This is a genomic window from Pyrococcus sp. ST04 (assembly GCF_000263735.1).
GTDB lineage: Archaea > Methanobacteriota_B > Thermococci > Thermococcales > Thermococcaceae > Pyrococcus.
Genome location: NC_017946.1, coordinates 177,396 through 197,200 on the forward strand (window position 1 = coordinate 177,396; position 19,805 = coordinate 197,200).

Below are 19,805 nucleotides of genomic sequence, written 5' to 3' on the forward strand. Positions count from 1 at the left end.
GGAAAACAACCAAAAAACCCAAAGTTTCCGAAGAACTAAATAGTATGGAAAGAAAGGGTTTGGAAAACCCTTCCAACCTTCATTGGCTCACCCCCAAAAGATGGTTTCCGAAGAACTTAGTAGTATGGAAAGCTCTATTATGTTAATAATTTCTTCCACCTTCATACAATGTTTCCGAAGAACTTAGTAGTATGGAAAGAGGATTTTTGATAGCGGAATTGTGATGGTGTCACCGTGTTTCCGAAGAACTAAATAGTATGGAAAGTAGATTCTGGAGGGAGCTTCGGCGAAACAGTCAAGAACGCCATCAAAGTTTCCGAAGAACTTAGTAGTATGGAAAGGGGAGGAGGCGATGGGCTGTTAGGTTTATGAACACCTTTTCTTGTTTCCGAAGAACTAAATAGTATGGAAAGATAAAGTGCTCCGTGACAGAAACGACTTGACTTTTCTTTTTTCAAGCCTCGCCCTTCAGGGCGGGGAAGAAGTCAGCCCGTACATAATGCGCCATATCACGCACTATTCGCAAGCACTTGCAGCCAATTTTTGTTCAGTTTTCCTTCCTCTTCTAGAATTGCAATTTTAACTTGGAGTTCCTCCAAGGCTTCTTGGCTGGTATAATTGATAAAGTGCTCTTTGTCGAGAAGCTCTACGAGCAGAGCTGCTAGTCCTTTTGGTTTTATCATGGCAGCTAGGACAACATTGGTGTCCATGACGAGCTTCATTTCTTTGCACCTTTGAGATCCTTCCACTTTTTGTCAATTTCTTCGAGAATATCCTTGATCTCTGACCATTCGTCCTCGATCTCCCTAGTAAGGAGCTTCTGGAGAGCTTGCCTCGACCTTGCTTTAGCTTCTTTTGGTGTGATTGTTTTCGCCTTCTCTCTCGCTTTTTCCATCATTATCTGTCCAAGAGTCAATGCCACAGCATATTTGATAAAGTCTGATCTACTCCTAAACTCACCTTCTTTTATGAGTTCGTCTATTTTCTTGATCATATATTTTGGAAGCCTCACTGAGATAGGGGATTCAACACCCTGAGTAATCAACCTCGCCAAATACTATTGTATTACAATTGTATTTAAAACTTACACAATAATCAGAGAACAGCTCTCAGTGACTTACCCCGCCCTAAAGGGCGAGGCTTGAAAAATAAAAAGTCATTAAGGGCAATTAACACATTCTATGCAATGTTCGTTTTTAATCTCTTTTTAGAATTATCCTAAGGGGAAAATTTAGAGAAAAGACTCGGACCGTGGGCGTTTCATCATTTTCTCAGTGGAGGTGCTTTCTCTTCATCGTCCTTCGATCAAGTCCTTACAATTCTCGCAAACCCAGATCTCCCTACCCTCGTACTGAACCTTATATAAGGGACCGTACTGACCACAGAGCTCACAGATTCCGTAAACTTCGGGCTCTTCTTCTGCTTTCTCTTCCTCTTCATGGTTTTGGGACGCTAGGGCAGCCAATAGATCAGCCGCCGTTACAAATCCAATTGGCTTTCCAAACTTAGTCACAAGTATCCTTCTCACTCCCTTCTCTGTCATGACCTCGATAGCATCTTGAACATCATAATCATATTCTATCTTAATGGGATCCTTCGTCATTATCTCCCTGACCCGAACCTGCCTCGGGTCTTTGCCCTTGGCAACAACTTTGTCAAGAATGTCTCTCTCAGTTATTATTCCTAAAATTTCATCTTTCTCCATTACAACAGCACTACCAACTTTATTCCGGGATAGAACTCTTGCAACCTTATGGACGGTGTCATCGGGCTTAACAACCACAGCTTTTCTCTTGACAACCTGTTCCACTAGTATCTTTGGTGCCATGGCAACCCCTCCCACTCAAACCGTTTTGGCAAGGGAAATTTAAAAAGGTTATGCGAAAGGCTAAGTCGGTGGTTTGGTGAGGAAGAAGGGACCAGTGGTATTGGGAAGATTTTGGATTCATTGGTGTGAGAAGTGCAACGTCCCCTTGATTTCAGATAGGTGTAGCGTTCATGGTAAAGATGGCGTGTTTAAAATAGAGCTAACTCCTCCAGGGGACGTTAGGTTTGCCTTTAAGAGAGACATAGAGCTTATCGTTGAAGTTTTTAAGAAACATTATGGAGTGGACATCTCAGAAGTTCTGGAGGGTAAAATCGTTCTTCTAAATAAGGTTCCAAGTGAGGATGATGCATATGAAATAATATTCGATGGCTTTATTTTCGGGCTGATAATATTTGACCCAATAAGGCTCGAATGGAGGCCTGCCTTAAAGGTCGAAGGGGCAAAGCTACTCTGGGAGAGATATGGGAAGAATATGAAGAAGTGGGTCATAATTGACAGGGGGGCAGTTGAACCAGTAAAGAATGGGGCAAATGTCCTCCCCGTTGGAATAATCGAGGCGGAAGAGAGCATTAGGAGAAACGATGAAGTAATTGTCGTGAGTGAAGATGGAGAAGTCATCGGAGTGGGAATAGCGAAGAAGGACTATAATGGACTTGTATCCAGGGAGAGAGGTACTGGGGTAAAGATGAAGAGAAAAGCTCAAGGGAGTGGGAAGAGAGTCCCAGGAAAGAAAGCAAGTATTGAAGATGTCATAAGAGCCAACAGAATATCTCTAGAGGAAAAGGTTGAAGAGGCAAAGGATTTCATGAAGAGAATCGCTGAAAAGTATAAATTACCCATTGCAGTTGCCTACTCAGGGGGAAAAGACAGCCTAGCCGTCTTAGGCTTGGCCCTCGAGACATTTGACAGCTTCGCCGTCTTCTTTAACAATACTGGAATAGAATTTCCAGAAACCCTGGAGAATGTTGAGGAGATAAGGAGAGAGCTTGAACCAAGAGGGGTAAGGTTCATTATAGCCGATGCTGGAGACGCATTTTGGAGAGCGATAAATGTTTTTTCACCACCTGGGATGGATTACAGGTGGTGCTGCAAGGTTACAAAACTAGGACCCATAACATTGGCCATAGACAAGCATTTCCCTCAGGGTGTCTTGATGTTCGTCGGTCAAAGGAAATTTGAGAGCTTCAAGAGGTACAAACAGGGGAGAGTTTGGAGAAATATTTGGGTTCCAAACGAGATAGGGGCTGCACCAATATTCCACTGGACTGCCCTCGAAGTTTGGCTTTACATCTTCTCGAGAGGCCTAAAATATAACAGGCTCTATGAGAGGGGAATAGATAGGATAGGATGTTTTCTCTGCCCCAGCCAATCATTGGCTGAGATAGAGAAGCTCAAAAGAGAAAAGCCTGAGCTTTGGGGAAAATGGGCAAAGGAGCTCGAGAAGTGGAGAAAAAGATTAAATCTACCAGAAGAGTGGATAAGATACGGCTTTTGGAGATGGAGGAGGCTAGGGAAAAGGGAAAAGGTACTGGCAAGACAGTTGGGTATAGAACTTCCAGAGGAAAGAAAATGGGAACCGATAAAATTTGAGATTGAGGAGAGAGATGGAAAGTATCTCGTGAAAATCAGCACGAAGATAAACTTGAAGAGAATTAGAGAGGTCGCTCCAATTCTCGGCAAGGTAGAGGAGGGAGAGGGGTATCTAAAAGCTGGAGAGAATGTGTTCAGCGAAAAAGACAATATTATAATATCGCCAACACTTGACGAAGCTTACGCATCCTTTTTCCTCATTAGGAGGGCGTATGAGTGCGTTGGGTGTGGAGTTTGCGTGACGAAATGTCCCGAAAGGGCGATAAGTATCGATGAGAGGAGAAGGAAGATAGTAGTTGACCCCGAAAAGTGCACCCACTGCAGGGAATGCATGGAGGTATGCCCATTAGTCGTTATAAAAGGTGTCGAGATTGGTAGCCAGCTTTAGATGTCTGGCAAATTTTCTAAAAATTTTTGAACTATATTCAAATTTCGACCATTTTTAATGATCAATTTTGACCCATTCACAAAATTCATTGCACAAGTGACATAAAACTCTCAGTAATTTTATCAAATTAGGTGAGAAGCATGAACGCTGTTGAAATAGTGTCAAGGGATTTGAGTGGAACCCTCGAACTTCAGACAAAGGTTTTAGATTACATGACCGAGTTCTTCGTGAGAAAGGGATTCAAGTGGCTCCTTCCAGTAATGCTTAGCCCGATAACAGATCCACTCTGGCCAGACCCAGCTGGGGAAGGAATTAAGCCAGCGGAGGTTGAGGTGTATGGAACCAGGATGAGGCTGACGCATAGCATGATACTCCACAAGCAATTGGCAATAGCAATGGGTCTGAAGAAGATCTTCATACTTTCCCCAAACATCAGGCTGGAAAGCAGAAGCAAGGACGATGGAAGGCATGCCTACGAGTTTACCCAGCTGGACTTTGAGATTGAAGGAGCGAAGATGAAGGACGTAATGGAGTTAATCGAGGAACTTATCTCCGGTTTATTCAGAAAGGCTGAGGAATGGACAGGGAGAGAGTTTCCAAAGGCCAAGCACTTCAAGGTTTTTGATTATAAAGAAATCCTCGATGAGTTTGGAAGTGATGAGAAGGCAAGCCAGGAGATGGAAGAACCCTTCTGGATAGTGAACATACCCAGGGAGTTCTATGATAGGGAAGAGGACGGTGTATGGAGGAACTACGACCTAATACTCCCCTTCGGGTACGGGGAGGTCTCAAGCGGCGGTGAGAGGGAGTGGGAGTACGAGAAGATTATAGCAAAGATAAGAGCTGCAGGGCTTAGTGAAGATGCATTCAGACCCTATTTAGAGATTGCAAAAGCTGGAAAGCTTAAGCCCAGTGCAGGAGCCGGAATAGGTGTGGAAAGGCTTGTTAGATTTATTGCAGGTGCGAAACACATTGCAGAAGTTCAACCGTTCCCAAGAATTCCGGGCATACCCGCAGTCATTTGAGAAAAATTCTTAAATCCTTCAATTCCCTTCTTTTGGGAGGGAAACCATGAAGAAGTTCCCCGCATATCTGGCTTCTTGGCAGGATATTGAGGAGTGGGCTAAGGCTGGGGCATGGAAAGTTCTTAACAGCGGATGGATGCCGGATGTTATAGTTGGACTGGCCAGAGGAGGCTGGATCGCGGCAAGGCTGTACTGCGACTACCTTGGAGTTAAAGATCTCGTCAGCATAAAGGTGGAGCACTGGGGTGTTACCGCAACTCCAGACGGAAGAGCAAGACTAAAGTATGGAGCCCAGTACGACTTTGAGGGAAAGAAAGTCCTAATAGTTGACGACATAACAGACACTGGAGAAAGCATGAGCCTAGCCTACGAGTACATGAAGTCAAGAAAGCCAGCAGAAATCAGAACGGCAACCCTCCTGAACATTAAGGGATCCAAGTTTGTTCCAGACTATTATGCCAAGGACATCGACTGGGCATGGATAATCTTTCCCTGGAACTTCGTCGAGGACATGATAAACCTCACGAACAATTTGTTCGAGGAGAAGGACAAGTTAACAAGCGATGAGATAATAGAGCTCTTCAAAGAGCTACACGGAATTGAAGTTCCAAAGGAGAGGCTTGAAGAGGCCCTCAGAATGGCCGAGAAAAGAGGTATATTTAAGTTTGAAAACGGATTCTGGATGAAGGTGTGAGATTTGGACAAGAAGAAGGCCATAGAGGAGATAAAGGCACACAGTACGTACTCCAGGGAAATATACGAGATGAACAAGGAAGATATCGGAAGGGCCCTTGACAACTATGAGAATCTGAAAGAGAACTATCTAGACAACCATCCGAGGGCCAGGCTGATAAGGATAGTCGTGAATGAAGAGAACGATCTCCCCCTAGCGATGGAGTTCCATAGAAAGGACGACTCTTTCAAGGGCTTTACAATAGCCATAGGAAAACCATATGTAAGGAATAAAGAAAAGGATTAATCTTCTTTCCTTTCACACAATTCCAGGAGAACCCCCGTAACGCTCTTTGGATGAACGAAGGCTATCTTTGCTCCACCTGCTCCAACTCTTGGCTTCTCGTCTATTAACCTGTAGCCCTTCTCCTTAAGCTCTTCAAGCTTAGCTTCTATGTTCTCAACCCCTATTGCCAGGTGATGTATCCCTTCCCCCCTCTTTTCTATGAACTTTGCTATTGGAGAATCCTCACTTGTAGCCTCCAAAAGCTCTATCCTACTTTCTCCAACCTTTATAACGGCTACCTTAACCTTCTGGTCGGGAACTTCTTCCACCTCCTCAACCTTGAAACCGAGCCCCTCCCAAACCTTTATTGCCTCCTCAAGGTTCTTCACGGCGATTCCAACATGATCTATCTTCTTAAACATCCCCCACCACCTCCAAAACCTTTTCATTACCAAATAGGGACAGGGCCTTCAAAAGAAATCAAGATTAACCCTCCTGGGATACTTATCTGAGAGGTTGGCATCACCATCTTGACACAACGACAAATAGGAGCACCAGATATAAAAACTTAGCTTTCCTAGCCTTTGAACCTTCCCAACTTCCAAACTTAAATCATCAACAGCTTTACATTCCCTTTTTAAAAGCCCCGCCCCTGAGGAGGAGGTCAGCATATGGTATGGACACTATCACCTTAAATCAGCTTTCATGAACCTTACATATGCTATTGCAAAAGGCAAGATAATCATAACAAGCAGTGCAGTAATGTTTGCCCATGCCAGTCTGAGGCTCTCTACGACACTCCTCCAAAGAGTATTCTAATTATTTCTTGATTTTAGAGAGATGTAAAGGATTTTCTCTACCGTTATTGTCAGCTTGGTCAGCCATGCTTGATATGCCGGGTCTTTAAGAAATATCTCTTGGAGTTGATCTTCGGTTAGATTTGTAGAATTCTCGGGGATGTTGGGAACTGGAGGCAAGCCAGCCACTACAAATGCCACTATCCCAGCGATTATTGAAAACAAAAAGCCAAAGAAGACAAACAGGAAAATTGACTTTTCTTTTTTCAAGCCTCGCCCTTCAGGGCAGGGAGGAGGTCAGTGTCCTTATACTAATCACCAGTTCTTGAACAGCAATTACTTTGTTTAAAATAATTACCTTTTGTATATTGTCACCTATTCAAAGGCAAGATTACAAGAAAAAACACACAGTGACAATAATTATGAAGAAAACTTTAAGTAGTATCTGCAACATTCGTAATATGAAGAATTTAGAGGTAATTGAAATGTGGAGGGAAGCTTTGGTTATAGGACTGGTGTTGATGGCAATTGGAATGGTGTGGGAGGAGCAGTTGAAGAAGGGAAAGCTGGATGTATTTATGGACTCTATAGATGGCATAAAACAGGGGACTGGAAAGAATTTGTTAAAGGTGTTGCAGGTGGATATGGTGCTCTAAAAGGTGCTGAATTAGGAGTTAAAGTTGCATTAAAAGTTGGCGCAAAAACCTTAGCTAGGTTTATACCATATGTTGGTGTCGCGATTTGGGCATGAAATAAAGTCCAGGAGAGATGAACATGAGAAAGTCATTAAAGAAAAGACTAGGTATTGTCGTGGTTGCAGTAGTAATGGGATTATCTACGAGTGCAGCAATAGCATTAGCATTTAATGACATACTTCCCATAGAATCCATCACAGATTTCCTAGGAGCAAGTCTTGGATTCTCAATAATGTATTTGGGTTTAGGAGAGCTACTTGAATACCAACTCCCCCCTAGCAAGCAACCACAAGGTGAGTGAAGATATGAAAAAATCCCAAATCCTTTTTTGTTTTTCATTTTTATTATTTTCTATTGGTTTTCTCCTCGGCTTGAGTCTTTCAAAGCGTTATGAGATCCCACATGACGTTAATTTTGTACCACTTTTGGAGCGTGAGATTAATAGTGAAATGCCCACCTTCCATTACATACTTACCAACAATCTTAGGGTGATCTTGCTTCTATCTTTTGGCGGGACTTTAGCCCTTGGCGGATTGACCTTCCTAAACCTTATTTTTAACGGCATGGATCTAGGAACTCTATTTTATGGAGCATTGATTTCGGGCGAGCTTAAAGCCTTTTTCTTCCTAATCCTCCCTCACGGCATTTTCGAAATCCCTGGGATGATAATTGCCGGAGCCGCTGGCTTTAAAATCCCTTACGAATTGTTAAGGTTCGCTTTGGGCAAAAAGAAGGAAATAATCACGGAAGAAGATGCTAAGGAATTCTTCAAACTCGTTGCTATCTCGGTAGTTTTGATTTTCATTGCCGCTTTGATTGAGAGTACGATAACACTTAAAATTGCCGAAAGTTTGGGGTGATTAGAAATGTGGAGGAAGGCTTTGGTTATAGGGTTGGTGTTAATGACTGTAGGAATGGTAGTAGGAGGTGCTACTGGTAACAGCTATCTAACATATTACATGGCCAAAAAAGGAGCTTCCCCAGAAGCAACACTGGTGACAGATTTAGGGCTAGGAACAGCAGGTTTAATTTGGTCAACAGCTTTTGAAATAACCTCGGCAGGTTTGCAGTAGGACTTGCATGGATGGTTGGACAGGCTCTGTGATCTAAATTTTTAATTTAAACTTTTAACATTTACAATTGCATAGGAGGTGTGTAGTATGGGTGTTGTTGAGAGACGATTGTTGTTGATTGGCAGTATTGTGACATTGTTATCGTTGATTTATGTTGTTCTTTCGGTTTCGGTAGTCGATTTGAGGCATGTTGGTGTCATGCTAGTATTCTTTGGTGTTGCTGGGGTTTCCTTGTATGGGGCGTTTAGGGTTTACAGGGAGTCCAAGATTAAGTGGTTGCTGTTTGGTGTGGGGTTTATAGTTGCTTCGGTCGCCGTTTCCCAGCTTACGGTAAAGTTTGACGACCCAGTCAGCGTCATAGTTGCAGGCTTAATAAGCCTCCTCATTATTTCCCTAATGGAAACCATAAAAAACGCAAAAAGTGTCCCGATTAAACAGTTGTAAGGTGACAAAAATTGACCGCGCTAAAGAAGCTCGCTTATATTTTTGTTCCCCTTTTTACGTTAGTTATCATCGCAGGATTAGTGAAAGACGTTACTTTTGGTGTTGTATCAGGCCTCACTCTTGGGGCCTTCTTGACGGCTACCAAACCCTCTTGGAGGAATATTATAGTAGCCATAGGCCTTATACTGGGACTCTTCATAGGTTACTCTCTCCTATCAAAACTCTGGCCATGAAGATAAACGTTGGGGGGTGGTGGGCATGGTGTGGAAACTAACAAGAGAAGAGGTGTTTTGGTTGTTTATTCTTGCAGTGTGGGTGTATAATGCATTTGCATTACTCGACCTATTCAACATAACAAGAATCCAGGGAGCGTTATTCTACATCCTAACCTCTCTCCCGCCAATATTCATGTTCCTCTACATCATAGCAAAACCACCAGAGCCCAACTTCATGACGGTGGTTAAAGTGGGAGGAACATCAGTAGCAATACTCTCAATACTGGCAGGAATACACGCTTACATGCACTAGGGGGTGATAGGAGTGAGAATCAAAGAGGATCTGCAGGATTTCCTGGTGGTTGTTGTAATGCCTTTGGTAGTAATGGGCATCTTGACCGCTGTAACCATGACTTATACGCAAATAATTCCAGTTAGATCACTAAAGGATTTCCTTGAGGTAACTTTTGTATCAATCCTGATATATGGAACATTACTTTATGCATACACAGTGATAACTGAAGCCAAGCAAGAAATCAAAAATATTGAAAAACACTTTGAAAAAGAATCAAGGATAATCAGATCTTACCATATAGACAATGAAGGTTTGCACTAATATTTTTCTTTTGAAAGCCTCGTCCTGAAGGGCAGGAAAGTCAGGTTCCCAAAACGTTCTTCATTACCAAATCAGCTGCGGTGTATGGATCAACTTTCTTCGAAAGGACTTCTCTTATTAAATCGTTGAGCTCTCCTTTTTCAATTTGCATCTCAACTTTTCTGGCAATTAAACCCGAGACTATTGTTTTTATTTCTTCTTCAACTCTCTTCCTTCTCTTTTCCTCCAGTCTACCAGATCTTTCAAGGAACTCCTTGTGTCTTTTGATTTCATTCCAAAGCTCTTTTATTCCCTTTCCAGTAGTCGCGACTGTTTCTACTATTGGGGGCCTCCAGCCAAGCTTTTCCCACTTGTCCCTCTCAAGATCGAGGGTTAGGGTAAGCTCAAAGTAAGTGGCATCTGCTCCCTCCTTATCGGCCTTATTGAGAACGAATATATCAGCTATTTCCATAAGACCAGCTTTTATTGCCTGAACATCGTCTCCAAGCCCGGGAACAGTTACAAGAACTACCGTGTCGGCAGTTTTCACTATGTCAACCTCAACCTGGCCAACTCCAACCGTTTCAACGAATATTACATCACAGCCGTAAGCATCAAGGACTTTTATTGCATCGTTTGTGGCCTTTGCTAAACCACCAAGCGAGCCTCTCGTGGCCATGCTCCTTATAAACACTCCTGGATCGGTTGCATGCCTCTGCATTCTAATTCTATCACCAAGCAAGGCCCCGCCCGTGAATGGGGATGTCGGGTCGATCGCTATAACCCCAACGACAAGCCCTTCCTTCCTAGCTTCTTTGATTAGTTTGTCGAGAAGGGAAGATTTCCCAGCACCTGGAGGACCAGTGATTCCAACAATGTAGGCGTTGCCCGTTAAGGGGTAGATTTTCTTCACTATCTCTCTAGCCTTTTCCTCATCGTTCTCGACTAGAGTTATCAGCCTCGCTACCGCTTTCCTATCCCCAATCTTTAGCCTCTCGATTAGCTCATCTATCATCATTTCACCACTGGAGAAATTATCCAATTATAAAATATAAAGTTAGCTTGAGCGGAACTTTTTGAGCTTTTCAACGTTTTTATCAATGAAGTCTATTATCTCTTGAAGCGGAGTTCCGGGTCCAAAAACCTCCGCAACTCCCATCTTCTTAAGCTCCTCAGCATCGTCTGGAGGGATTATTCCACCAGCAACAACCAGAATGTCTTCATTTGGCTTTATTCCTCTCTCTTCGAGGAGCTTAAGTATTTTCGGAATCAGAACCATGTGAGCACCGGAGAGTATGCTTATTCCGAGAACATCTATGTCCTCTTCAATGACAGTTTCAACTATTTGTTCAGGAGTTTGCCTTATCCCGGTGTATATAACTTCATACCCAGCATCCCTCAACGCCCTTGCAACTACCTTTGCCCCTCTGTCATGACCATCAAGACCTGGTTTCGCCACGAGAACCCTCACTTTTGATCTATCCACCATTTTCCTCACCTACGATTTTTATTTCCATGAAATAGTATTTAAGTGTTGCTAAATGTCAAGGTTTTGGACATTTTATCCCGCAATTTGCAAAGGGAAAGAAGTTTTAATCAAGCCTGCAACTTCTCTACATGCCCAGGGAAGTTTACCATCTTTTCAGTGGGGGAAAAGATTCGTCGTTGGCAGCCTTAATACTAAAAAAGCTTGGATATGAGGTCAAACTTGTTACTGTGACCTTCGGAGTTCTTGACAACTGGAAGTACGCCAAGGAAACTGCTGAAATTTTAGGGTTTGAACATGAAGTCGTAAAAATGCCAATTGAAATCCTAGAAGAAGCGGCTGAGATGTGCATAAAAGATGGAAGGCCAGGGAGGGCAATTCAGTTTATCCATGAGAAGGCTTTGGAGTTCATAGCCTCCCGCGAGTACGTTGAGAGGGTGAGTGATGGAACGAGAAGAGATGATAGAGTTCCGTTTTTGGACATAAGAAAAGCCAGATCCCTTGAGGATAGATTTAACGTTGCCTACATAAGGCCACTTCTGGGGCTTGGATTTAAGACGATCAGGGAACTCGTGGATGACATGTTCGTGGTTAAGGAGGAGGAAAGTGAAAAACTCGAGAAAGGAGATTACGAAACCGAGCTTAGAGAAATTTTGAGGAAAAAAGGGATAAACCCCAGGAGCATATTTCCACCAAGGCATATACAGTCTAGAGTTATTGGATTGAGATGATGACCTCGGCAGGTTCTGATGTTGGATGATGAGGATCTTGAGTGCTGATCACCTAACTAGAATGTTCAGCCTCTTTATTCTTATCTGAACTTGGTGGTCTCTTGACACCTCTCTAATTATTCTCGTTATTATCTCGGTTGCCCTCCTTCTGATTTCCTCGCTACTTATACTAGATAGTGCACCAAACAGGCCTTCTTCCTCCATTTTTGCTAAACTGGCCTCCAATAATACTTCAATAACGTTTCCATTTGTCTCATAGTTAACCTTTATCCATCTCAAATTTGCTCGTGGAATTGTTTTGAGTTCATCTTGTAATCTTTCCTTCAAATCCTGTACTGCAGAGTTTATTCTAGATGCTATTATAGTCGTCTCAAGGCTCCTTTTCTTATCTTCTACTAGATACTTTAACTCCTCAATCCCAGCCTCTTTGAGTAATTTCTCCACTTCCTTTTCTATTTCTTCTTTCTTCTTTAGAACTTCTGCTGCTTTTGCAGAGAACTCTGTCTCTAAAGGCTTTTCCAATGATACATCTACATTGTTAATCCAAACATACTTCCCCACGATTTTTGTTAATTCTGAAGCATGCCTCTTTGCAAGACTTAGAATATTAGCCTGTAACACTGGTTCATCAACGTCCCTGGCTTTACCCCGCAGGTGTATATTTATTTCAAACTCCCTTAGACCTCCAAACACTTCTATTTCTAGCCTATTGACTAAAACACCCCTGTTTTCTATTTCTTTAAGAAGCATTCTTGCAAATCCAACAAAGTATTGCTTAAAGTTTGGATCCACAGTTAGGTACAAATTGGGAGCAAGTTGATGAGTTGGAGGTCTTGTTAATCTCCATAACGTAGTTTCCCCTCTTTCTCTAGCTTCCATAGACGCAACTTTATCTCCAATAACAACGTTTACCTTAAAGTCCTTGATTATTGGCTTAAGATTTGTCATGTTTCTAATCTTCGGGATATGCTTGTGCAGTATAAACAACCCTTTTCTTTTCATTATCTCAGGATTTCCAGAACTAGAGACTATATAGAACTCTCCAACTAGAGACAAAGTCCCAGATCCAATCTCTCCATCTATTGCAACGGACTTTAACTGTGCCCCAGAAATAGTTCTAGCTATATCGGCTCTTACGGTATTTATGTATTCCATAATTGCATTCTTTACCCTTTCTTTTACCCTCTCCTCTGCGTCCCCTTTTATTGTTACATTTACACCCTCCCTGACTTCAATCTTTCTCTCCTCAATTGCTTTTTTTCTTTCCTCAATTAACTCTTCCTTAACTTCCTCTGTCTTTTTAATAATCTGCCTGATTTCCTCTTCTCTCTCAGCTCTTGCCTCTGTTATTGCTTCTCCAATTGTCTCGCTTGCCTTCTTTCGGAAGACTTCCGCTAGTGGAACTGCAGGGGTTTGGGAGTATAAAGCTAAATTGTCGGCTAATACCTTCTTGAACGTAACTTCATCAAGAACATATGCGGCTACTATTATGAGGGGGTTATCAGCGATCTCAGCAAGCTTTTTTATTGCATCCTCCCCATAGAGCTTCTCTCCGGTTCTATCTTTTGTCACCTCTATCGCAAGCAGCTTTGACTTATCTATAAGTACCTCGGCAAGATAAGAGCTTGTTGCGTCCTTTCCACTTATCTTGGCATATACCCCTTTAACGTTCTTTGGACTAAACAATCCCGTAAGTGCATCTAGTGCCTCCTCAACACTTAAACAGACATGGTTTTCCAACACGGGCTTAATTTCCGGAATTTCCATCGTCCTCACCATTAGGTATATATATCACAATCATCAGCTTGTTTTGAATAAATTAGTGAACACGCATTTAAATACATTAGAGGATAATATTTAAACATTGTTGGGCTAGGTGGAGGATTATGAAGGTACTTGTCCTTGGTGGTGGGGTGCTTGGCAGGGCAATTGCCGAGGCCCTAATGGGAGAATTCGATGTAACCGTTATCGAGAAAGATGTTATTAGAGCTCAAACCTTGGCTGAGAGTGGTCTTCAAGTTGTTCAGGGTGATTTTTCATATACTGCAACTCTACTAAAGGCCCACATTGAAAGGGCAGACCTCGTTATAATAACAACAACAGATGTGAACACTATAGCAAAGACTTTACACGTAGTGAGGACAAATAACAAGGATGTATCGGTTCTTGTTATCTTGCCAGAGGAGATATCAGTAGACGATATAGAGAACATACTCAAAGAGGAATACGAAACAGAGATGAAGATCGACTATGTCATAAATCCAAGAACTGCAATAGTAAGGGCAGTAGTTGAGACAATAGAGAAAGTTGGAGAAAGAAAAAATGCAATGAAGCTGTTAAACAAGCTCAACGAAATAAAAGAAAGAACAGATACACTCTTAATAGTTATGCACGATAATCCAGACCCAGATTGCATGGCAAGTGCATCAGCACTAGCATTAATAGCTCAGAGTGTAGGCCTAAAAACTCAGATAGTGTACGGAGGAGACATAACCCACCACCAAAACAGGGCCATGGTGAATATATTAGGCCTCGAGTTCAGGAGGGTCTCAAGGGGAAGCTATGAAATAAAGAGGCATTCAGCGATAGCCATTGTAGACGCCCAGCCAAACGGCAACATAACGATACTCGACGAGGATGACGTGAAAAAAGTGGAGATCATAATAGACCACCATCAGATCCTTCAGAACTTAAGGGAAAAACTGTCCCCTACTTGCCTCGTTGATATTAGACCAGAAGTCAACTCTACTTCCGCGATAATGGTCGAGTACTTAAAGGCCCTAGAGATTCCAGTTACAGAGACCCTTGCAACTGCTCTCTTTTACGGAATGTATATAGATACAAAGAAGTTCTCAAAGCTAAGCAGAATAGATATAAAAGCAATAGAATTCCTCACCGGAAAGGTGAATTATGACCTTCTAGACAAGATAGAGTTTCCAGATATAAGCACCGAAACCGCAGAAATTCTTGCGAGGGCAATACTCAACAGGAAGATATACAAGAACGTTGTGATAAGCAATGTTGGATTCATTGCAAACAGAGATGCGATAGCTGAAGCGGCAGATTTCTTGCTTAGGCTCGAAGGAATAACTACAGTTCTTGTATTTGGAATAGTAGATGATAGAATTGAGATCTCAGCAAGAACCAGGGATGTCAGGGTTAACATAGGAGCAGTAATGAAAGAAGCCTTTGGAGAAATCGGAAGTGGAGGAGGCCATGCACAGGCAGGAGGAGCTAGAATACCGCTGGGAATATTTAAGCTTGCCAAAGACAAAACATCCCTATTGAGACTCGTCGAAGAAGCGATAACGGAAAAATTCCTCGAAGCCCTCGGAATAAAGGAGGGCCCATGATGTGAAGATCCTTTTAGTCACAGGAAAGCTCGCGGAGCCAATAGTTAGGAAGTACGGGAAGGGCTGTGACGTTTTTGTTGCTCCCGTAACGGTTGCTGCTTTTCTGACTCCTAAAATGATAGCGGATTACCTTGAGAAAGCCAACGTCAGAAACTATGATATGATAATTATCCCAGGCCTTGTGAAGGGCTCTACCGAGGAGATAGAAGAGAGAATAGGAATACCAACATATAAAGGCCCAAAAAACGCAATTGATCTACCACAGATTTTGAAGGCAGTAAGGAATGGATTTAAGCTTAGCAAAACAATTCCAGCTGACGAACTTTTCTCCGAAGACTCTCTTAAAAGAGTTCAGGACATACGGAACAGAACAAAAAACAGGAAGTATATAGAGAAAGCACTCAAAAAACCCTGGAACTTCCTCGTTGGTGACCTGCCAGTAGGTCTAGACTTCCCAGCAAGAATAATGGGAGAAATAATAGATGCTCCCAGACTGAAACATAAGGAGATAATAGAGAAGGCCAAGTATTATCTGGCACAAGGAGCGGATATAATAGATATAGGAATGATATCCGGAGAAACAAATATTGAAACTGTGGAAGAAATACCCCTCATAAAAGAAGAGATAGGCGTTCCAGTTTCTCTAGATTCACTAAACATCAAAGAGCTTGAAGTGGGAATAGAGGTAGCGGACTTAATCCTAAGCATTGACTACAGCAATGTCGAGGAGCTTGTAACAGAAAAGCCTGTAGTCCTAATTCCAACAAACATGAGGGAAGGAGTATTCCCCCAAAACCCAAGAGAAAGAGTTATGTTCCTAGAAAAGCTAAAGCTCAAGGCAAAAGACCTCGGGTATGAGAACATGATAATTGATCCGATTATCGAGCACTATCCAAACTTCTCGAGGTCAATAGTGGCTTTCTACATGTACAGGGAGAGAAACGAGAAGGATGTTATGATGGCGGGAGTTGGAAACGTCACCGAAATGACAGATGCCGATAGTCCAGGAATAAATGCACTACTAGCAGGTTTAGCCTCGGAACTAAAACTTTCCCTTCTACTAACAACAGAGGCGAGCGATAAATGCAGAGGAAGCATAAGAGAACTAAGGAGAGGAGTAGATATGACATTATTAGGTAACCTGAAGGATGTGGGAATAAACCTCCTGATACTTAAGGAGAAAAGGAAAAAGGACATAACCTTTGAACTTGCTGAGAAGATCGTCGAGGCTAGGGCTAAGGGTGTTAAGCTTGAGAAGGTTTACTTTAGGATATTTCTTAAGGATTCAAAGATATATGTGAACGCCTACATGGGAATGAAGCCGGTTATGACGATTATTGGGGACGATCCAGATGCAATAATTGACACAATACTAGAGAATTTTCCAATAAGCCCAAGGCACGCATTCTATTTGGGAAGGGAGCTTGAAAAAGCTAAAACTGCATTAAAACTTGGAAAGTCCTATATTCAGGAAGAAGATTTATTTCCAGATTTTTACAGCTCAGAAATATTTATAACCAAATCTGACTAAGTTTAGGTGAGGGATATAGATATGCAACCCAAAAAGAAAGTCAAGAAAGAATTCGAAGAGGAAGAGGAGCTTTTAGAGGAAATGGAAGAAGATTGGGTTGAAGAGGAAGACTGGGAAGAGTGGGAAGAGGAGGAATGGGAAGAAGAAGAGTGGTACGAAGAAGAGGAAGAAGAGTGGGACGAGGAAGAAGATGAGTGGTGAGATAAGAGTCAGGAGAGTCTCTTCCTGGGAGCTCGATTTAATTTTAAAGGAAGCAGAAAAGTATGGCGAACTTCTCCATGAATTTTTTGGGATTGTTGAGGGGAGATATAGGGACGTTTATGCCGTAAATGAGGAAGTTTGGAAAACTATTGAGAATGTTAAACTAAGGCCATATGCTTTTGGAACGTTCGTGGGAACAATAAAGGTGGATGAAAACCTCGTAGAGAAGTTTTACCCGAATATAGAATTTTTCAACTTCGTCAAGATTGAAAAGAACTATGCAATCCTGGGCCCCAAGGCGGCCTTCCTGTTCACGACAGGTAAAGACGCTCCAAAAAAGGCTGTTAGACAATTAAACTGGAGTGGAAGCAAAAAGATAATTGTAATGAATGAGTGGGGAGATGTTATCGGAATAGGGATGATAAATCCAAAAAGCGAAGAAAGGTTTATAAAAAATATAACAGACGTTGGAGAGTTTCTCAGGCGCTAATGCCTGTTCTCCTGCTTTACTGGATATGGAACAAATTCAACGGTTCCCCTCTGCCTCACTGGTTGCTTATAGAGCTCCATGAGGGCATAAACTTCTTCTGGAACGTCTGTTGAAACGTCAAGACCAAGTTTTCTTGCTTCCTCAACTGTTATTGGATAGTCATGGGTCCACCTACCCTCGGTAAGGATCTGAGCTAGCTCCTTAGCCTTCTCCTCTCCATACTTGTCCTTGAGAAGATCATATATAAAGTCCCTAACCTGTCTTATAGCTTTCTCAGCAACATCAGCTAGTATTAGAGTTTGGTCATCAACTTTGTCAGCCCCTTTTCTTTCTACAGCTCTAAGGATGCTTGGAGCTGGATACTGGCCAAGTTGAGGGTCAACAGGGCCCAAAACTGCATGAGGATCCATTATTATCTTATCAGCGGCTAGTGCAATTAACGTTCCGCCACTCATTGCATAGTGGGGAACTATAACCCTTGTCTCTGCTGGGTGATCTTTGAGGGCCTTTGCTATTTGAGTCGCCGCTAGAACTAGCCCACCAGGGGTGTGGATTATTAAGTCAATAGGTTTATCCTTTGGAGCCATTCTTATTGCTCTAAGAACTTCCTCACTGTCCTCAATGCTGATAAATTTATAGACGGGTATCCCAAAGAGGCCTATACTCTCCTGTCTGTGTATTAGGGTTATGACAGTTGAGTTCCTCTTCCTCGAAAGCCTTTCAAGTAGCTTGGCCCTTGCCAGCTGAAGTTGTCTGTATTGCATTTGGGGCCATAGTAGGATGTAAAGGAAGAGGAACCACCATATCAAAGAACCAAAAAATCCACTTAGGGGATCCATATTTGACTACCACCCAATAAAATTTGCTCTCTTGGACTTTAAATAGATTTAGAAATGTTTGATACACCCTTACACTGTAGTACTATTTTGTCCATTGTGCTCAATGTAGTGTATCAGGGAATACATAAACACAAGATATTTAAACCTCCGAAAATATATATCACTCTCGATGATACCAAGAAAGGGGTTGAAGAATATGAGGAAAGGAATGTATGCACTCCTCTTGATAGTCCTTGTCTCCCTTGGAGTGATTGCCAGCGGATGTATAGGGGGAGGAACTCAAACATCAACTCCTCAGCAAACACAATCACCAACAACCCAAACATCACCAACAACACCCACTCAAACCACTACTCCAACTCCTACTGAAACTACCCAGACTCAAACCACTCCCACAACTACGCCCACCACTGAGGAAGAATGTGGGAGTGGAAAGATAGTAATCTGGCATGCAATGCATCCCAATGAATTGCAAGTTTTCCAGAGCTTAGCTGAAGAGTACATGGCAATGTGTCCAGGAGTTGAAATAGTCTTTGAACAAAAACCCAACTTAGAAGATGCACTTAAGGCAGCTATTCCTGCTGGTCAAGGTCCAGACCTCTTCATTTGGGCCCATGACTGGATAGGAAAATTTGCCGAGGCCGGATTACTAGAACCAATTGATGAGTACATTACGCAAGATATACTCGACAAGTTTGCCCCAATGGCAAGAGAGGCAATGGAATATAAAGGACACTACTATGCAATGCCCTTTGCAGCTGAAACTGTGGCCCTAATATATAACAAAAAGATGGTAAAAGAGCCACCAAAGACCTTTGATGAAATGAAGAAGATAATGGAACAATTCTACGATCCAGCAAATGAGAAATATGGAATAGCCTATCCAGTTAATTCATACTTCATCTCGGCTTGGGCCCAGGCATTTGGAGGATATTACTTTGATGATAAAACAGAACAGCCAGGTCTAGACAAGCCTGAAACAATCAAAGGATTTGAATTCTTCTTCAAGAATATATGGCCTTACATGGCCCCAACGGCAGATTACAATACCCAACAGAGTATCTTCCTTGAAGGAAGAGCTCCAATGATGGTTAATGGACCCTGGAGCATTGGAGATGTGAAGAAAGCAGGAATAGACTTTGGAGTAGCACCACTTCCACCAATAATCGAGAATGGAAAAGAATACTGGCCAAGGCCATATGGTGGAGTTAAGTTGATTTACTTCGTTAAGGGGATTAAGAATAAAGAAGCCGCCTGGAAATTCGTTAAGTGGCTTACTACAAGTCCAGACGCCATAAAGACGCTTGCATTAGAACTTGGATATATTCCAGTATTGAAGGAGGTTCTAAATGATCCAGAAATAAAGAGCGATCCAGTAATTTACGGATTTGGTCAGGCAGTACAGCATGCATACTTAATGCCTAAGAGCCCCAAGATGGCCGCAGTTTGGGGAGGCGTCGAGGGAGCAATAAATGAAATCTTAAAGGATCCAGAAACCGCTAACATTCCAGAGATATTAAAGAAGTACCAAGAGGAGATTCTAAAGAACATGCAAGGTTGACCCCT

The 19,805-nt window shown here is 42.4% G+C and carries 27 protein-coding genes and 1 other RNA gene; 18 read left to right on the top strand and 10 right to left on the bottom strand.

The features are described from left to right. Positions 1-509: 509 nt before the first annotated feature. The 3 genes from PY04_RS00970 to PY04_RS00980 form a co-directional block, all read right to left on the bottom strand. Positions 510-722 (bottom strand): putative toxin-antitoxin system toxin component, PIN family, encoded by a 213-nt coding sequence (locus PY04_RS00970; RefSeq protein ID WP_014733315.1) that lies wholly within the window; start codon positions 720-722, stop codon positions 510-512. Beyond that, positions 719-1,054 (bottom strand): type II toxin-antitoxin system ParD family antitoxin, encoded by a 336-nt coding sequence (locus PY04_RS00975; protein WP_237710129.1) that lies wholly within the window; start codon positions 1,052-1,054, stop codon positions 719-721. Before PY04_RS00975 ends, PY04_RS00970 begins: the two co-directional genes overlap by 4 nt. A 237-nt stretch (positions 1,055-1,291) precedes the next feature. Beyond that, entirely contained in the window at positions 1,292-1,828 is a 537-nt protein-coding gene (locus tag PY04_RS00980) for a cyclic nucleotide-binding/CBS domain-containing protein (RefSeq protein ID WP_014733317.1), read from the bottom strand. Between the two features lie 76 nt (positions 1,829-1,904). Between PY04_RS00980 and PY04_RS00985 the strand changes: the two genes are divergently transcribed. The 4 genes from PY04_RS00985 (at position 1,905) to PY04_RS01000 (ending at position 5,810) form a co-directional block, all read left to right on the top strand. Beyond that, positions 1,905-3,806, top strand: coding sequence for a phosphoadenosine phosphosulfate reductase family protein (locus PY04_RS00985; protein ID WP_048055865.1), 1,902 nt, complete (start codon positions 1,905-1,907; stop codon positions 3,804-3,806). 140 nt (positions 3,807-3,946) lie between these two features. After that, the gene (locus tag PY04_RS00990) at positions 3,947-4,831 is read left to right on the top strand and encodes an asparagine synthetase A (protein ID WP_014733319.1); all 885 of its coding nucleotides are present in this window, start codon (positions 3,947-3,949) and stop codon (positions 4,829-4,831) included. A 46-nt stretch (positions 4,832-4,877) separates the two neighbouring features. Beyond that, positions 4,878-5,525 (top strand): phosphoribosyltransferase, encoded by a 648-nt coding sequence (locus tag PY04_RS00995; RefSeq protein ID WP_014733320.1) that lies wholly within the window; start codon positions 4,878-4,880, stop codon positions 5,523-5,525. 3 nt (positions 5,526-5,528) lie between these two features. Continuing rightward, a complete protein-coding gene (locus PY04_RS01000; protein ID WP_014733321.1) occupies positions 5,529-5,810 on the top strand; it encodes a hypothetical protein in 282 nt (93 codons plus the stop codon). Here the strand turns inward: PY04_RS01000 and mce are convergent. After that, complete coding sequence (mce, locus tag PY04_RS01005; protein ID WP_014733322.1) at positions 5,807-6,211, bottom strand: methylmalonyl-CoA epimerase; 405 nt, start codon at positions 6,209-6,211, stop codon at positions 5,807-5,809. The genes PY04_RS01000 and mce overlap by 4 nt on opposite strands. A 393-nt stretch (positions 6,212-6,604) precedes the next feature. After that, positions 6,605-6,856, bottom strand: coding sequence for a hypothetical protein (locus PY04_RS01010; RefSeq protein WP_052306411.1), 252 nt, complete (start codon positions 6,854-6,856; stop codon positions 6,605-6,607). Positions 6,857-7,073: 217 nt separating this feature from the next. On the opposite strand from PY04_RS01010, the gene PY04_RS01015 reads away from it, so the two are divergent. The 5 genes from PY04_RS01015 (at position 7,074) to PY04_RS01035 (ending at position 8,798) form a co-directional block, all read left to right on the top strand. Beyond that, the gene (locus tag PY04_RS01015) at positions 7,074-7,337 is read left to right on the top strand and encodes a hypothetical protein (protein ID WP_048055866.1); all 264 of its coding nucleotides are present in this window, start codon (positions 7,074-7,076) and stop codon (positions 7,335-7,337) included. A gap of 23 nt (positions 7,338-7,360) precedes the next feature. Further along, the gene (locus PY04_RS01020) at positions 7,361-7,582 is read left to right on the top strand and encodes a hypothetical protein (RefSeq protein WP_014733323.1); all 222 of its coding nucleotides are present in this window, start codon (positions 7,361-7,363) and stop codon (positions 7,580-7,582) included. A 4-nt stretch (positions 7,583-7,586) separates the two neighbouring features. Continuing rightward, positions 7,587-8,141: a stage II sporulation protein M gene (locus tag PY04_RS01025; RefSeq protein ID WP_014733324.1), complete on the top strand. Its 555-nt coding sequence runs from the start codon at positions 7,587-7,589 to the stop codon at positions 8,139-8,141. 6 nt (positions 8,142-8,147) lie between these two features. Beyond that, entirely contained in the window at positions 8,148-8,354 is a 207-nt protein-coding gene (locus PY04_RS01030) for a hypothetical protein (RefSeq protein ID WP_048055867.1), read from the top strand. Positions 8,355-8,441: 87 nt separating this feature from the next. Continuing rightward, positions 8,442-8,798, top strand: a complete 357-nt coding sequence (locus tag PY04_RS01035; protein WP_014733325.1) for a hypothetical protein — start codon at positions 8,442-8,444, stop codon at positions 8,796-8,798. A gap of 34 nt (positions 8,799-8,832) precedes the next feature. On the opposite strand, the gene PY04_RS09610 is transcribed toward PY04_RS01035, so the two are convergent. Further along, the gene (locus PY04_RS09610; protein WP_167884975.1) at positions 8,833-8,997 is read right to left on the bottom strand and encodes a hypothetical protein; all 165 of its coding nucleotides are present in this window, start codon (positions 8,995-8,997) and stop codon (positions 8,833-8,835) included. 59 nt (positions 8,998-9,056) lie between these two features. Between PY04_RS09610 and PY04_RS01040 the strand changes: the two genes are divergently transcribed. Beyond that, positions 9,057-9,326 (top strand): hypothetical protein, encoded by a 270-nt coding sequence (locus PY04_RS01040; protein WP_014733326.1) that lies wholly within the window; start codon positions 9,057-9,059, stop codon positions 9,324-9,326. Between the two features lie 12 nt (positions 9,327-9,338). Further along, positions 9,339-9,629, top strand: a complete 291-nt coding sequence (locus PY04_RS01045; RefSeq protein ID WP_014733327.1) for a hypothetical protein — start codon at positions 9,339-9,341, stop codon at positions 9,627-9,629. A gap of 40 nt (positions 9,630-9,669) precedes the next feature. Here the strand turns inward: PY04_RS01045 and meaB are convergent, their stop codons facing one another. Both meaB and PY04_RS01055 read right to left on the bottom strand, forming a co-directional pair. Next, a complete protein-coding gene (meaB, locus tag PY04_RS01050; RefSeq protein ID WP_014733328.1) occupies positions 9,670-10,623 on the bottom strand; it encodes a methylmalonyl Co-A mutase-associated GTPase MeaB in 954 nt (317 codons plus the stop codon). A gap of 42 nt (positions 10,624-10,665) precedes the next feature. Then, positions 10,666-11,097 carry a cobalamin B12-binding domain-containing protein gene (locus tag PY04_RS01055; RefSeq protein ID WP_014733329.1) on the bottom strand — a complete coding sequence of 144 codons (432 nt, stop codon included), beginning with the start codon at positions 11,095-11,097 and terminating at the stop codon, positions 10,666-10,668. A 128-nt stretch (positions 11,098-11,225) separates the two neighbouring features. On the opposite strand from PY04_RS01055, the gene PY04_RS01060 reads away from it, so the two are divergent. Further along, the gene (locus PY04_RS01060) at positions 11,226-11,825 is read left to right on the top strand and encodes a 7-cyano-7-deazaguanine synthase (protein ID WP_014733330.1); all 600 of its coding nucleotides are present in this window, start codon (positions 11,226-11,228) and stop codon (positions 11,823-11,825) included. After that, positions 11,818-11,876: C/D box small nucleolar RNA (locus PY04_RS09435), an RNA gene on the top strand. The genes PY04_RS01060 and PY04_RS09435 overlap by 8 nt, the downstream gene beginning before the upstream one ends. On the opposite strand, the gene PY04_RS01065 is transcribed toward PY04_RS09435, so the two are convergent. Next, positions 11,874-13,592 carry a hypothetical protein gene (locus PY04_RS01065; RefSeq protein ID WP_014733331.1) on the bottom strand — a complete coding sequence of 573 codons (1,719 nt, stop codon included), beginning with the start codon at positions 13,590-13,592 and terminating at the stop codon, positions 11,874-11,876. The two genes, PY04_RS09435 and PY04_RS01065, sit on opposite strands and share 3 nt — an antisense overlap. A gap of 119 nt (positions 13,593-13,711) precedes the next feature. On the opposite strand from PY04_RS01065, the gene PY04_RS01070 reads away from it, so the two are divergent. The 4 genes from PY04_RS01070 to PY04_RS01085 are packed head-to-tail and all read left to right on the top strand — an operon-like array spanning position 13,712 to position 17,400. Further along, on the top strand, positions 13,712-15,178 hold the full coding sequence (locus PY04_RS01070; RefSeq protein ID WP_014733332.1) for a DHH family phosphoesterase: 1,467 nt from the start codon (positions 13,712-13,714) through the stop codon (positions 15,176-15,178). Between the two features lies 1 nt (position 15,179). Further along, positions 15,180-16,709, top strand: a complete 1,530-nt coding sequence (locus PY04_RS01075; protein ID WP_014733333.1) for a dihydropteroate synthase-like protein — start codon at positions 15,180-15,182, stop codon at positions 16,707-16,709. Positions 16,710-16,715: 6 nt separating this feature from the next. Further along, entirely contained in the window at positions 16,716-16,910 is a 195-nt protein-coding gene (locus tag PY04_RS09615) for a hypothetical protein (RefSeq protein ID WP_193384569.1), read from the top strand. Then, entirely contained in the window at positions 16,900-17,400 is a 501-nt protein-coding gene (locus PY04_RS01085; protein WP_014733334.1) for a PUA domain-containing protein, read from the top strand. Before PY04_RS09615 ends, PY04_RS01085 begins: the two co-directional genes overlap by 11 nt. Here PY04_RS01085 and PY04_RS01090 read toward each other — a convergent pair. After that, the gene (locus PY04_RS01090) at positions 17,397-18,239 is read right to left on the bottom strand and encodes an ATP-dependent Clp protease proteolytic subunit (RefSeq protein WP_014733335.1); all 843 of its coding nucleotides are present in this window, start codon (positions 18,237-18,239) and stop codon (positions 17,397-17,399) included. The two genes, PY04_RS01085 and PY04_RS01090, sit on opposite strands and share 4 nt — an antisense overlap. Positions 18,240-18,435: 196 nt before the next feature. Between PY04_RS01090 and PY04_RS01095 the strand changes: the two genes are divergently transcribed. Then, positions 18,436-19,800, top strand: coding sequence for an extracellular solute-binding protein (locus PY04_RS01095; protein WP_014733336.1), 1,365 nt, complete (start codon positions 18,436-18,438; stop codon positions 19,798-19,800). Positions 19,801-19,805: the final 5 nt, after the last annotated feature.

Excerpts from the sequence above, each read along its gene's own strand:
- PY04_RS00970 (WP_014733315.1), bottom strand. The coding sequence starts at position 722 with ATGAAGCTCGTCATGGACACCAATGTTGTCCTAGCTGCCATGATAAAA.
- PY04_RS00980 (WP_014733317.1), bottom strand. The coding sequence starts at position 1,828 with ATGGCACCAAAGATACTAGTGGAACAGGTTGTCAAGAGAAAAGCTGTG.
- PY04_RS00990 (WP_014733319.1), top strand. The coding sequence starts at position 3,947 with ATGAACGCTGTTGAAATAGTGTCAAGGGATTTGAGTGGAACCCTCGAA.
- PY04_RS00995 (WP_014733320.1), top strand. The coding sequence starts at position 4,878 with ATGAAGAAGTTCCCCGCATATCTGGCTTCTTGGCAGGATATTGAGGAG.
- mce (WP_014733322.1), bottom strand. The coding sequence starts at position 6,211 with ATGTTTAAGAAGATAGATCATGTTGGAATCGCCGTGAAGAACCTTGAG.
- PY04_RS01020 (WP_014733323.1), top strand. The coding sequence starts at position 7,361 with ATGAGAAAGTCATTAAAGAAAAGACTAGGTATTGTCGTGGTTGCAGTA.
- PY04_RS01025 (WP_014733324.1), top strand. The coding sequence starts at position 7,587 with ATGAAAAAATCCCAAATCCTTTTTTGTTTTTCATTTTTATTATTTTCT.
- PY04_RS01030 (WP_048055867.1), top strand. The coding sequence starts at position 8,148 with ATGTGGAGGAAGGCTTTGGTTATAGGGTTGGTGTTAATGACTGTAGGA.
- PY04_RS01035 (WP_014733325.1), top strand. The coding sequence starts at position 8,442 with ATGGGTGTTGTTGAGAGACGATTGTTGTTGATTGGCAGTATTGTGACA.
- PY04_RS09610 (WP_167884975.1), bottom strand. The coding sequence starts at position 8,997 with ATGAAGAGTCCCAGTATAAGGCCTATGGCTACTATAATATTCCTCCAA.
- PY04_RS01040 (WP_014733326.1), top strand. The coding sequence starts at position 9,057 with ATGGTGTGGAAACTAACAAGAGAAGAGGTGTTTTGGTTGTTTATTCTT.
- meaB (WP_014733328.1), bottom strand. The coding sequence starts at position 10,623 with ATGATAGATGAGCTAATCGAGAGGCTAAAGATTGGGGATAGGAAAGCG.
- PY04_RS01055 (WP_014733329.1), bottom strand. The coding sequence starts at position 11,097 with ATGGTGGATAGATCAAAAGTGAGGGTTCTCGTGGCGAAACCAGGTCTT.
- PY04_RS01060 (WP_014733330.1), top strand. The coding sequence starts at position 11,226 with ATGCCCAGGGAAGTTTACCATCTTTTCAGTGGGGGAAAAGATTCGTCG.
- PY04_RS01065 (WP_014733331.1), bottom strand. The coding sequence starts at position 13,592 with ATGGAAATTCCGGAAATTAAGCCCGTGTTGGAAAACCATGTCTGTTTA.
- PY04_RS01070 (WP_014733332.1), top strand. The coding sequence starts at position 13,712 with ATGAAGGTACTTGTCCTTGGTGGTGGGGTGCTTGGCAGGGCAATTGCC.
- PY04_RS01085 (WP_014733334.1), top strand. The coding sequence starts at position 16,900 with ATGAGTGGTGAGATAAGAGTCAGGAGAGTCTCTTCCTGGGAGCTCGAT.
- PY04_RS01090 (WP_014733335.1), bottom strand. The coding sequence starts at position 18,239 with ATGGATCCCCTAAGTGGATTTTTTGGTTCTTTGATATGGTGGTTCCTC.
- PY04_RS01095 (WP_014733336.1), top strand. The coding sequence starts at position 18,436 with ATGAGGAAAGGAATGTATGCACTCCTCTTGATAGTCCTTGTCTCCCTT.